At 31.8% G+C, this 12,196-nt stretch carries 11 protein-coding genes; 2 read left to right on the top strand and 9 right to left on the bottom strand.

Translation table 11 applies throughout. The annotated features are described in order from the left end of the window. Both SPD90_RS12025 and SPD90_RS12020 read right to left on the bottom strand, forming a co-directional pair. Positions 1-810: DMT family transporter (locus SPD90_RS12025; RefSeq protein WP_320925384.1), on the bottom strand; the 810-nt coding region annotated here is incomplete at its 3' end. Between the two features lie 123 nt (positions 811-933). Next, entirely contained in the window at positions 934-1,500 is a 567-nt protein-coding gene (locus SPD90_RS12020) for a DJ-1 family glyoxalase III (RefSeq protein WP_320627005.1), read from the bottom strand. 137 nt (positions 1,501-1,637) lie between these two features. Here SPD90_RS12020 and SPD90_RS12015 point away from each other — a divergent pair, with 137 nt between their 5' ends. Then, entirely contained in the window at positions 1,638-2,225 is a 588-nt protein-coding gene (locus SPD90_RS12015; protein ID WP_320627004.1) for a zinc dependent phospholipase C family protein, read from the top strand. A gap of 139 nt (positions 2,226-2,364) precedes the next feature. Here the strand turns inward: SPD90_RS12015 and SPD90_RS12010 are convergent, their stop codons facing one another. The 7 genes from SPD90_RS12010 to SPD90_RS11980 all read right to left on the bottom strand — a co-directional run bounded on the left by SPD90_RS12010 (position 2,365) and on the right by SPD90_RS11980 (position 10,828). Beyond that, entirely contained in the window at positions 2,365-3,852 is a 1,488-nt protein-coding gene (locus SPD90_RS12010) for an alanine/glycine:cation symporter family protein (RefSeq protein ID WP_331680576.1), read from the bottom strand. A 283-nt stretch (positions 3,853-4,135) separates the two neighbouring features. Next, positions 4,136-4,990, bottom strand: a complete 855-nt coding sequence (locus tag SPD90_RS12005) for an ABC transporter permease (protein ID WP_320925383.1) — start codon at positions 4,988-4,990, stop codon at positions 4,136-4,138. A 166-nt stretch (positions 4,991-5,156) separates the two neighbouring features. Then, complete coding sequence (locus SPD90_RS12000) at positions 5,157-5,303, bottom strand: hypothetical protein (RefSeq protein WP_320624161.1); 147 nt, start codon at positions 5,301-5,303, stop codon at positions 5,157-5,159. Between the two features lie 169 nt (positions 5,304-5,472). Then, complete coding sequence (locus SPD90_RS11995; RefSeq protein ID WP_320925382.1) at positions 5,473-7,227, bottom strand: ABC transporter ATP-binding protein; 1,755 nt, start codon at positions 7,225-7,227, stop codon at positions 5,473-5,475. Positions 7,228-7,230: 3 nt separating this feature from the next. Further along, a complete protein-coding gene (locus SPD90_RS11990) occupies positions 7,231-8,919 on the bottom strand; it encodes an ABC transporter ATP-binding protein (protein WP_320925385.1) in 1,689 nt (562 codons plus the stop codon). 44 nt (positions 8,920-8,963) lie between these two features. Next, entirely contained in the window at positions 8,964-10,205 is a 1,242-nt protein-coding gene (locus SPD90_RS11985) for a competence/damage-inducible protein A (protein ID WP_320925381.1), read from the bottom strand. Positions 10,206-10,264: 59 nt separating this feature from the next. Continuing rightward, entirely contained in the window at positions 10,265-10,828 is a 564-nt protein-coding gene (locus SPD90_RS11980) for a helix-turn-helix domain-containing protein (protein ID WP_320624165.1), read from the bottom strand. 434 nt (positions 10,829-11,262) lie between these two features. Here SPD90_RS11980 and SPD90_RS11975 point away from each other — a divergent pair. Continuing rightward, positions 11,263-12,196 (top strand): DUF819 family protein (locus SPD90_RS11975; protein WP_320925380.1); only part of this gene is annotated, 934 nt, incomplete at its 3' end.

The raw sequence follows: 12,196 nt of genomic DNA, 5'->3' as shown, positions 1-12,196 counted from the left end.
AGAGAAATCCTCTCCAAGCAAGGTCCATCCTATTATAACAGAAAATACTAATTCAACAGACGCCACAACACCAGCAATAGATAGCTCTACATTCTTTGCTATTCCCATCGAATAAACTATATAAGCCATCGCACTAGGTATTATACCTATACTAGCTATATATACAAAAACACGTATGCTATCTATTTTAGAAATAGTCTCAACTGGATTTATTCTAAAACTCATCAAAATAGCAGCTATTAAAAATGCATAAGAAGTCATAGTTATATTATCCATTTCCTTCAACGCTCTTTTGTTAAACATAGGAAGCATTGCATAAGTTATAGCCGCCATTATCCCAGCGAAAATCCCCAATAAATTTAGATTTTCTACTTCAACTGAACCTCCTGTAACTGCAAAGAAAGCTCCCACTACACAAAAAACAAGTGATACAAGCTTAATTCTATTGATTTTTTCTTTGTAAAGAAATCTAGAAAATATCGCCACAAACACAGGAGATACATAAAGTAAAACTGCCGCCATCGATGCACCTACCATACAAATAGAATTCATATAAGCTATATTAAATATAAATTGGCAGAATACCGCTATACCAAGTACATATAAAATCCCCTTTTTTGTTATTTTAAACATTGTAGGCATTGTCAACTTACCATATATAGTAATTATTATAAATCCACCTACCATTCTAAAAAAACCGATTTCTTCCGATCCAAAATTATGACTGCTGATTTTACTCACAAGAAATCCAAGAGTAGACCAAAATATTCCAGCCAACAAAATATAAACATATCCTATTTTTGTTTTCATAAAAAACGCCTCCACATAATGCTTTATTTAAATATCCACTAAATTCGCCTAAATAAATTAGAGTGTAAAATATTTACACTCTAATTGTATCAGCATTTTATATAAAATTTTATTAAAAATTTGTTATTTTATACAATCTACATAAAAATTGACTAACATATCCTCTTTTATAGATTTTGCTTTATCTTCATATCCTAGCTCTTCTAGTATTCTAAATCCAAATTCTAATGCTGTAGCAGGACCTCTACTAGTTATTATATTTTGGTCTACAACTACTAATTGATCTTCTAAATAATTTACCTTATCTCTTCCCTTTATAAATCCTGGATAAGATGTGCATTTTTTATCTTCTAATAGACCGAAAGCTTCTAGAGTTTGAGGAGCTGCACATATAGCTGCAACTATTTTTCCTTCACCTGCTAGCTTGATAGCCATGTTTTTTACTCTTTCATCAAGTAGATTGTCAGCACCTGGAAGTCCACCTGGTAATACTACTGCATCGTATTCATCTTGATTTACATCGTCTATTATACAATCTGATTTTACTATTATATCGTGTGTACCTCTAACATATTCGTCCTTTATAGAGCATAAATCACATTTTACACCTGCTCTTCTCATAACATCTACAACTGATAGCGCTTCTATTTCTTCAAATCCATCAGCTAAAAAAACCAATACTTTTTTCATAATCTAAATCTCCTTTACATTTAATACATCTAAATTCTAGTTGTAAAAATTTTTTTTTATTGGTATTATAGAATAGAGTTAAGTAAAAACTTAAACTATAACTTAATTATATAATTATTATATGGAAGGTGCAATTAATGATTTTAAATACACATTTAACTATTTCACAGGCTCTAATAGAAAACCTAGATCCTGCTAAATCCTTTTTCTTAAGTGAAAAGAATTTTATCTACGGCAACATCAAACCTGACATGACCTCTAAATATGTTTTACATAAACATTATTTAAAGGAATCTTTTGACATGATTATAAATAAAATAAAATCTCTTTGTAAGTTATCCTTAGACTTTATCGAAAAATATTTTTCTGTAAGTAAATTTAGTCAAGAATTAGGCGTTATATGCCATTTTTTATGTGATTTTTTCTGTGTGCCACATAGCCAACGTTGGGAATTTTCTCACAGCTTCAAAAAACATGTGATATACGAAAGAGATCTTCAAATAGTGACTAAGGAGACTGATTTTTCTAAGCTTGAAAGAGATCCAATCCATAATATCGGTGTGGAAGAATTTTTTAATAGATTATACAGACAATACGTTAAAGAAGAAGACTTTAAAAACGACCTATTCTTCTCAACTTATATGTGCAACAGTGTAGTAAACTATATATTAGATTGCATTTTAGAAAATACTGTTAAATCTTATTCGCTACAAATTTGTAGCTAGTAAGTCTAATACAAAATTATATTAATAGAAAAATATGAACTGGATGTTAATTTTTACATCCAGTTTTTTAATTTTTAAAAAAATAAGGTCTCCTAAATATTAAGAGACCCAAAAGTATATTAGAAAGAGTTTTATCCTATTACGCTTTGTTAGAACTTCTTTGTTCCCAGAAATCTGCTCCCTTTATTCCCAGCTTGATAGGATCAAAGCTTATTTCATCTCTAGGAACTCCAGCCTTCATTTGCGCCTCATAATCATTGAAGCAAATGAAAACTGTCTTAGATAGTATCAGTATGGCGATTAAGTTTAACCATGCCATCATACCGACTCCTATATCACCCATAGTCCACGCAAGACCTGCAGACTTGACACAACCAAATGCAGTCATTCCCAATAGAACTATTCTCAAACAATTTATAGATAATTTACTAGATTTTCCTCCAGTAAATTTTTTAACTAGATAAGTCAAGTTAACCTCTGCTATATAGTAATAAGCCATCAATGTAGTAAATGCAAAGAAGAAAAGTGCTATTGCCACGAAGGCTCCACCAAATCCTGGTATCAAAGTATTTATAGCATCTTGAGTGTAAACAGGACCTATATCAGGTATTCCATATTGTGGCATATTTTGAACCATAACATTTTGTGTATGTTCATTAAAAGTATTATAGCAGCCTGTCATAAGGATCATAAACCCAGTTGCAGAGCATACAAATAATGTATCTACATAAACTGAAAATGCTTGAACAAAACCTTGCTTAGCTGGATGAGAAACCTCTGCTGCAGATGATGCCTGTGGTCCAGTACCTTGACCAGCTTCATTTGAGTAAACACCACGTTTTACACCCCATGCGATAGTAGAACCTAATATTCCACCGAAGCTCGCCTCTGCTCCAAATGCAGACTTAAATATTAAAGCTAAAACCCTTGGTAAATCACCTATATTGGCAATTATTATAACTACTGCCATCAATATATAAGCGCCACCCATAAATGGAACTATGAATTCAGCGGCAGAACCAATTCTCTTAATCCCACCAAATATAACTATACCTGTTAAAATAACTAAAGCCACAGCTGTAATATTTACACTTATTCCAAATCCATTTTGTATAGATACTGCTATAGAGTTTGACTGTACTCCTGGAAGAAGTATCCCAATTGCTATAACTGTAACTATTGCAAATAATGTAGCATATGCCTTTGAAAACTTCGTGCTTCCAAGACCTTTTTCGATGTAGTAGGCAGGTCCTCCACGGTATTCGCCGTCGTGCTCTTCTTTATAAAGCTGGCCTAAAGTAGATTCTGCAAAAGCAGATCCTGCTCCTAAGAAAGCGATTGCCCACATCCAAAATAGTGCTCCGGGACCACCCCATGCAATTGCAGTTGCAACCCCTGCTATATTACCTGTACCTATACGACCTGCAAGCGCTGTACAAAATCCTTGGAAAGATGATATCCCTTGTTCAGATTTTTCTCCACCAAGTAAAAGTCCTACCATTTCTTTAAGATTCCTAATTTGTGAAAATCTAGTCCTTATACTAAAATAAATCCCTGAAATAAAACAAAGTCCAACTAGCCAGTTACTCCATACAATATTGTTTACAACATTAATTATATTCTCCATAATATCCCTCCCTTTCTGTTTTCTAGTGGCTAAATTTTAATTTAATATAAACTATTATTTATATTTGTATTAATTTAATTGTATATTTTTTCATATATACTAGTGTTAGAGCTTTGTTATAATCTAGTAAGAAAAAATTAACCCGTGTTAAAAAATTTTAAACTATTTTCTGAATATTGTGCATTTTTCGATAAAAAAAGACAAGCCTATATAAATAAACTCATCTTTTTTGCTAAATTATCAGATTTTATTGTTAAGTTATTTTATTATTGTAAATAAAAGATTACTTTTTCTTTTTTGATATTATTAATATCGCCAATAAAAAGAATATAACCGCTGAGCCGATTAATATCATTATACTAGTTGTATTTGACACTAATTTATCGTTTAAATAGTAGACTACACCCATGCTCTCCTTGAATTCATTTACATAGCTTATAGGTATATTTGAAAATGAGACCTCCATCTGTCTTTCCATAAATATCTGTCTAAGTATACTTATTCCGTGTGATGTCGGGAATAATTTAACTACATTTTGAACTGACTCTGGAAGCATTGATATCGGAAGGTATATTCCTGTTATAAAACCTATAAGAGTACCAATTATTGTACTCGCAGTTGAAAATGCCTTTTCGCTGTTAAATAGAGATACTATAAACAACACCATCGCACCGTTTGAAAGTGTAGTTACTAATATTACTAAAAATACCTCTGCAAGCTGATTTAATGTCAATGCCTCTGCACCACTGTATATTAAATAAGCCTGTGAAATAGCTAATGCAACTACTGACATTATGCTGCCAACTACAAAAGAGCTAAGTATATATCCTCCTATCAATTTAAAATTCTTCATAGGAGAAACTGTAAAATACTTCATCTTATTTTTAGATTTATCCTCTACCATTATTCCAAATGCACCCATATTCGCTGTAACAGATGTAACCCCTATCAATCCAGCTATGATCCAGCAGTTCATGAGCTGCTTTGCATCTTTTATATTTTGTAAAGAATCTGCCCATGCATCTCCTAAAAATAATACATACAATCCTAAAACTATAAATACTGCAAGTAGTGAAAAAAATACTGCTGTTTTATCTCTGAAAAATACCTTTAAATTTCTATTTGCAAAAGCTAACATCTATCTTATCTCCCTTCCTGTAATTCCTAAAAATACATCGTCCATACTTCCCTTTATTACCTCAAAGGAATCTATATAACCTCTGCAGTCGTCTATTATTTTTATACTGTCTAATGTCGTGTCTATGTTTAAAATTATATCGTTATTTTCTACTGAGAAATTATAATTATTTGAATTTAAATCCTATTATTGAAAATGAATAAAGTCTTATTTGATCGATTAGCTTCTGTAATCTCTCATCTATTATTTGACCGCACTTGATATTTATTTCTATCTCTTTATTATCTGATGATTGCTCTATTGTTAATTTCAAAATTGTTCCTCCTTTCTATTTTAGGAATTTCGTATTTTGTTTTCTTAATAAAATTATATTCTGAAATAAAATAAAAACAAGTGACTTTTAGGTCACTTGCATAAATGGATAGGTAAGATACAAAATCTAAAGTTAAAATGCTTTAATATGTATCTAAGTTTATAAAATTTTAAAACTGTGATTTAAATAAATTTGCGTAAAAACCGTCTTTTTCTAATAGCTCTCTGTGATTTCCCTTTTCTACGATTTTTCCACCGTTTAAAACTAGTATTTGGTCGGCGTTTTTTATAGTCGACAGTCTATGGGCGATTATAAAGCAGGTCCTTCCCTTCATAACCTCTAAAAGTGCATTTTGGATTTGAACCTCTGTCTTTGAGTCTATATTGGATGTCGCCTCGTCTAGTATCAGCATCTTGGCGTCTGTAAGCATTGCTCTAGCTATATTTAGAAGCTGCTTTTGACCTTTAGATATATTATCTCCATTTCCAGTTATCATAGTGTCGTATCCGTCTGGAAGTCCTTCTATGAAGTCGTCTATTTTGGCGAGCTTTGCGACTCTCTTTACATCGTCTAAGGTGGCATTTTCATTTCCATAGGCTATATTTTCATATATTGTTCCTTCAAACAGCCATGTCTCTTGGAGTACCATAGCATAAGCACCTCTGATACTCTCGTTCTTTATATCGTCTATACTTTTATCGTCTACTGATATTTCACCTTGATCTCTATTGTAAAACTTCATAAGTAAGTTTATTATCGTGGTCTTCCCTGAGCCTGTAGGGCCTACTATCGCCACTACTGTATTAGGCTTTGCATTTATATTTAAATTCTCAAGGACCTTTTCATTTAAATCGTAGCTAAAGGTCACATTTTTCATATCTACCTTTCCACCTATATTTTTTAAATCCTCTGCATCTATTTTGTCCTTTTCTTCGCGATTTTCATCTATGAATTTAAATACCCTCTCGCTGGCTGCAAATGCCGACTGCATATCCGCAATTAGATTTGAAATCTCTCTAATCGGTCCTGAAAATTTTCTAGAATAAAGAACAAATGAAGATATCTGGCCTAGCGTCATCTGATTCATCAAATACAAAATAGAGCCCACTGTACTTATACATGCAAGAGATAAGTTATTTATAAAAGTCATAAGCGCCATGGTCATGCTTCCATAGTACTCTGCATTGTAATAAGCATCTACTGCATCTTTATTTACCTTTTGGAAGTCGTCTAATGCCTTAGCCTCTTTGTTGTACGCTTTTATGACCTTTATTCCGCTTATATGCTCCTCTACAAAGCCATTTAGATCTCCTATTTTTTTAGCTCTTTTTCTAAAAAGTGGTCTAGTCCTCTTAGTTATATATTTAGTCGCCATAACTGACATAGGTATAGTAACGAAAAATATCAAGACTAATTTTTTAGATATCGTAAACATCATAAAAAAAGAGCCTACTAATGTAACCACACTAGTCAATATATTTACTAAATCAGTAGAAAGCGTAGAACCCATAGTATCTATATCATATGTAAGCTTACTCAAGATATCTCCCACGGAATTTTTATCAAAATAGCTGACAGGTAGATTTAAAATAGTCTCAAAGGCATCCTGTCTAAGCGAATAAACTACATTTCTAGCTGTTTTTACCATTATAATCGAAATTATATACGATAAAATCGACGAAGCCACATAAAATAAAGCCATCAAAAATCCGTAGTAAAAGATCTTAGAAAAATCTATGTTTCCCCTTCCGTATTCTATTACCTCAATCGCATATCCAGATAGCATAGGGCCAACCAAAGAAAATGCATTTGATATAAATGTCAGCATTATAGATATAATTATGGCAAATTTATATTTATATAAATACTTCCATATTTTTTTTAGAATATATCTTGTATCTCTATCGTCGTTATTTCTAGCCATATTTTATAAATCTCCATTTTGAATTTCATTTATTTCAAAGTACATAGGACAGCTTTTCAGCAGCTCTTCGTGGTCGCCGTAGCCTACTATTTGTCCTCCATCTAATACCATTATTTTTGAGCATTTTTTTATAGAATTAATTCTAGAGTCTATGATTATCTTAGTTGTAGCTTTGTAATTTTCTAAAATACTCTCTCTTAGACGCATATCTGTCTTAAAATCCAAAGCGCTAGATGCATCGTCTAATAGCAAAATCTCGGGATTTCCCGCAAAAGCCCTCGCCAGTAAAACCCTCTGTTTTTGGCCTCCACTTAGGTTATTTCCCTTTTGAGAGATGATTTTTTCAAATCCATATTCACTTTGGTCGATAAAATCCATTGCCTGAGCTGATATAGCCGCCTTTTTTATCTCTTCATCCGGTAAATTCCTTCCCAAATCAATATTTTCATAGATTGATTTTGAAAATAAATAGTCATTTTGGAATACTACACCGAACATATTTCTAAGCTCTGCCTTATTCATATCATCTATATTTACTCCATTTATCAATATCTCACCTTCATCTATTTTGTAAAATCCCATCAGCAATAAGATTATAGTGCTCTTTCCAGAGCCAATCGGTCCTATTATTCCTAGAGAATCGCCCGTTTTAATCTCAAAGCTGATATTTTTTATAGCATCTGATTTTTTATTATACGAAAATGCGACATTTTTAAATTGAATATGGTATTCTGATTTGCAGCTATTTTTTAAATTTGTTTTCCCCATATCAACGTCTTCTATATCTAAATCTTTTTCGACCTCTAAGATTTCACTGACTCTAATCGCCGATGCCTCTGCCTTAAAATACATTATAAATAGCTTGGTGACAGATTTCATAGCAGTAAGTATTATCGTAAAATAACTCAAAAAAGCCACAATAACCCCTACCTGTATAGCTCCCTTTTCAACTCTATAAGCACCTACTACAACTACTAAAACTAATCCTAAATTAAACAATATATTGACTATAGGCTGATTTAGGCTCATAACCATGCTTGCTGTGGTATCCTTTTCACTTACCTCCTTGTTTACTCTGTAAAATCTCTCTCTTTCATAATCAGCCTTAGAAAAGGCTTTTATGACCTTGACTCCTGTGATATTTTCTCTAATGACTCTGACCAAGCTGTCTATGGATTTTTGCAGGCTCATATAAAGTGAAACCCCTCTTTTAGATATAAAAGATATGAAAAAAGCTATAAAAGGCATTATTAGAATCAATATAAAGGTCAACACAGGATCGAGTGTCAGAGTTATCATAATCCCACCTATTAGCAAAATAGGGGCTCTGACACCTAATCTCTGCATAATACAAATTGTCCTGTGTATATTGTTGGTATCAGTAGTCAACCTAGATATCAAAGAAGGTACTGTGAAATAATCTATTTGACTACTTGATAGAGTATTTATTTTTTTATATAGATCATATCTTAAATTACAGGTTACATCCCTTCCAACTGCTGCAGCATTTCTATTTGCGTACACATTTGCAAAAACTCCGATAGTCGCACATACTACCATCAAAAGTCCCCAAAGGTAGATTTGCTTTATATCCCTTTTAAAGATTATATTGTCTATCATATATGCAAGTATCCACGGTATGCATAAATCCATTATAGTTCCCACAAATTTAATTGAAAGCCCCCAAATCATCCTTTTTAATTCCGGTTTTATATAAGAAATGATAGTTTTCATAATTATTTTTCGCTATTTAGTAATTCCAATCTCAAATCATTTAGTATAGTATTAGCAGCTCTAACTCTTATTCCCTGTCTATTTCCATTGAATATGTACTTCTTAGAAATCACCTTTCCGTTTATATAAATTCCAAAATAGACAAGACCTACTGGTTTTTCGTCTGTTCCTCCATCAGGTCCTGCTATTCCAGTTGTCGCTATTCCTATATTTGTGTTGTATCTTTTAGCTACACCAGCTGCCATTTCCTCTGCACATTGACTACTGACTGCTCCGTATACGTCTAGTGTCTCTTGTTTTACGCCTAGTGATTTCATCTTAGCTTCATTAGAGTAAGTTACACATCCCTCCATAAATACAGAAGATATTCCTGGATAATTTATAAGTGATGCTGATACTAGACCTCCTGTACAAGACTCTGCTACAGCTATTTTTAAGTCGTTGTCTACAAGATATTTTGCCACAACCTCTTCTATGCTAGTTTCTCCTGTAGCATATAGACTTTGTCCAAATCTTCTCTTCATTTCATCAGACATAGGCTTTATAAGAGCTCTGGCTTCTTCTACAGTTTTAGCCTTTGCAGTAATTCTAAGCGTACATTCGTAGCCCTTTGCGTAAGTTGCTATTGTAGGATTAGTTTGAGTATCTATTATGTCTAATATGTCGTTTTCGACCTTTGACTCACCAACACCTATTATTCTAAGCACCTCTGATTCTATTACTTCGTCTGTAAATTTTGACAAATAAGGTTTTACATAGTTTTCAAACATAGGTTCCATTTCTCTAGGTGGTCCTGGAAGCACGACTATCATTTTGCCGTTTTTTTCCATTATACAGCCTGGTGCTGTTCCATTGTCGTTTTTAAGTATGTAGGCTTCCTTTGGGAAGTAAGCTTGTTTTTCGTTGTTTTTAGTCGGTATTCTATTCATGCGTTTAAATCTCTCCATCATTGCATCTAGTGATGGCTTGTGAAGAACTAGATCATATCCAAAGTATTTTGCACATACCTCCTTAGTTATATCGTCCTCTGTAGGTCCAAGACCTCCTGTACATATTACTATATCGCTTCTATTTAAGCTCTCCTCTAAAGTACTTAGAAGTCTAGCTTCATTATCTCCAACAGTTATTTGATAGTACATTTCTATCCCCATAGCTGCTAATTCTCTAGATAGATATCTACAGTTAGTGTTTAAAATATCTCCTAATAAAATTTCTGTCCCTACTGTTATAATTTCTGCTTTCATAATACATCTCCTATTTATTTAAAATAATAAATGCACATATTAAATTATGGCATAATAATCTAAAATGACGGTGGCGTCATAGCGCAAATCAATACACATTCTTCATCCTTGTTGTAATTTTCATATACGTGGTTGACATTGCTTTTAAAATAAAAACTATCGCCTTCCTCTAAAATATATTCCTTTGCATCAAATATTAGCTTCATCTTTCCTTTTATTATATAGCCACATTCTTCACCTTCATGATTTACTAGGCCTTTATTTTTTTTAGTTTCACCTTTTAATGTTATAAGTAAAAGCTCTAGATTTTTATCTACTAAATCTGGCATCAATAATTCATATATTTTTGTAGCATCGTTAGTCTGTATTTTTTTTCTATCGCTTTTTCTAACTATAACGTCTTTATCAGTATCTTCTTCAAAAAAATAGCCTATATTTACATCTAATCCCTTTGCTATTTTCCACATAGCCTTTATAGATGGAACTACCTTATTTCTTTCGATTTGGCTTATAAGTCCAATACTAAGTCCAGTATTTTCTGATAAATTGGCTATGCTTAGTTTTTTTATTTTTCTGAGATTTCTTATTTTCTCCCCAACATCTATATTCATATCATTATCCATTTTTTCGCTCTCCATTTTTGTTAATCATTCTTCAATATATATATTATATATAAATTCCATTATTTTTCTATTATTAATTATATTATAATTTATTACATTTTAAATATATAAAACATTATTTTTTAATATATTAAAATTTTTATACTTTATATTGTATGCAAAATGCAGTATTTTTTTAATATTTTGAAATTTTTTATTTTTATTTTTTTTAATTTTATTCGATATTTTTGATTTTTAAACTTATTTTTTTAATTTTTTTTGATATTTATCGACTTTTAATCTGTATTTTTACTAATTTAACTATATTTTATTTAATTTTTACCATATATTGAAATATTTAATTTAATAAACTATAATAAAATTAAATATTTCAATATATTAAATTTTTCAATATACTAAAATATTTAACAATTTATTTTTAAGGAGGATTTTATATGAACAGTTTAATTTCACCAGACAATACTTGGGTCTTATGGGCTTTCTTATGTGGCTGGGCAGCAATCAGTATCGTTTTAGAACAAAGATATCAATGGGCAGCAAAAGTCACTGGAGCAATAATAGCATTAATAGGTGCTTTGGCATTATCAAACTTAAAAATCATACCAACTGAATCTCCAGTTTACGACAATGTTTGGACTTATGTAGTTCCACTTGCAATCACTCTTTTATTATATCAATGTAATATAAAGAAAATATGGAAAGAAAGTGGAAAGATGCTTATCATCTACTTATTAAGCGCAGTAGGTACTATGATAGGTGCAGTAGTTGGATTCTACTTATTAGCTAGCAAGATACCTTACTTAGGGGAAGTTGCCGCTATGATGACTGGATCTTATATAGGTGGTGGAGCAAACTTCGCTGCTATGTCAGCTGCTTTTGACACTCCTGGTGATGTAGTTTCTGCAGCAGTTGTTTCTGATAACTTACTAATGGCATTATACTTCTTTGTATTAATAGCTATGCCATCAATAGCATTCTTCAGAAAACACTTCCTTCATCCTTATGTAGATGAAGTTGAAAAACAAGAAGTAAAAGAAGGCGAAACTGCAGCTGCTTCTTATTGGACTCATAAAGACATATCATTAAAAGATATAGCTTTATGTATAGGTAGTGCTTTTGTAATCGTAGCTGTTTCTACTTCTATAGCACAATTTTTCGCATCAGTTATTCCAACAAGTAATGCATTTTTATCTCTTTTAAATACTTTACTTGGAAACCAATACTTAATAATAACTACTGTTACTATGATCGTGGCTACTGTATTTGGTGATTTCTTCTCTAACTTAGGTGGAGCTCAAGAGCTTGGTACATTCTTAATCTACATATTCTTCGTTGTAATAGGTGTTCCAGCTTCTATACAATCTATAA

The organism is Intestinibacter sp. (assembly GCF_034113885.1).
Classification (GTDB): domain Bacteria; phylum Bacillota; class Clostridia; order Peptostreptococcales; family Peptostreptococcaceae; genus Intestinibacter.
This window is presented reverse-complemented; position numbering and strand designations above follow the sequence as displayed.

What these genes read in the sequence shown, in the direction of transcription:
- SPD90_RS12015 (WP_320627004.1), top strand. Translation starts at nt 1,638, where the DNA reads ATGATTTTAAATACACATTTAACTATTTCACAGGCTCTAATAGAAAAC.
- SPD90_RS11980 (WP_320624165.1), bottom strand. Translation starts at nt 10,828, where the DNA reads ATGGATAATGATATGAATATAGATGTTGGGGAGAAAATAAGAAATCTC.
- SPD90_RS11985 (WP_320925381.1), bottom strand. Translation starts at nt 10,205, where the DNA reads ATGAAAGCAGAAATTATAACAGTAGGGACAGAAATTTTATTAGGAGAT.
- SPD90_RS11990 (WP_320925385.1), bottom strand. Translation starts at nt 8,919, where the DNA reads ATGATTTGGGGGCTTTCAATTAAATTTGTGGGAACTATAATGGATTTA.
- SPD90_RS12020 (WP_320627005.1), bottom strand. Translation starts at nt 1,500, where the DNA reads ATGAAAAAAGTATTGGTTTTTTTAGCTGATGGATTTGAAGAAATAGAA.
- SPD90_RS12005 (WP_320925383.1), bottom strand. Translation starts at nt 4,990, where the DNA reads ATGTTAGCTTTTGCAAATAGAAATTTAAAGGTATTTTTCAGAGATAAA.
- SPD90_RS12010 (WP_331680576.1), bottom strand. Translation starts at nt 3,852, where the DNA reads ATGGAGAATATAATTAATGTTGTAAACAATATTGTATGGAGTAACTGG.
- SPD90_RS11995 (WP_320925382.1), bottom strand. Translation starts at nt 7,227, where the DNA reads ATGGCTAGAAATAACGACGATAGAGATACAAGATATATTCTAAAAAAA.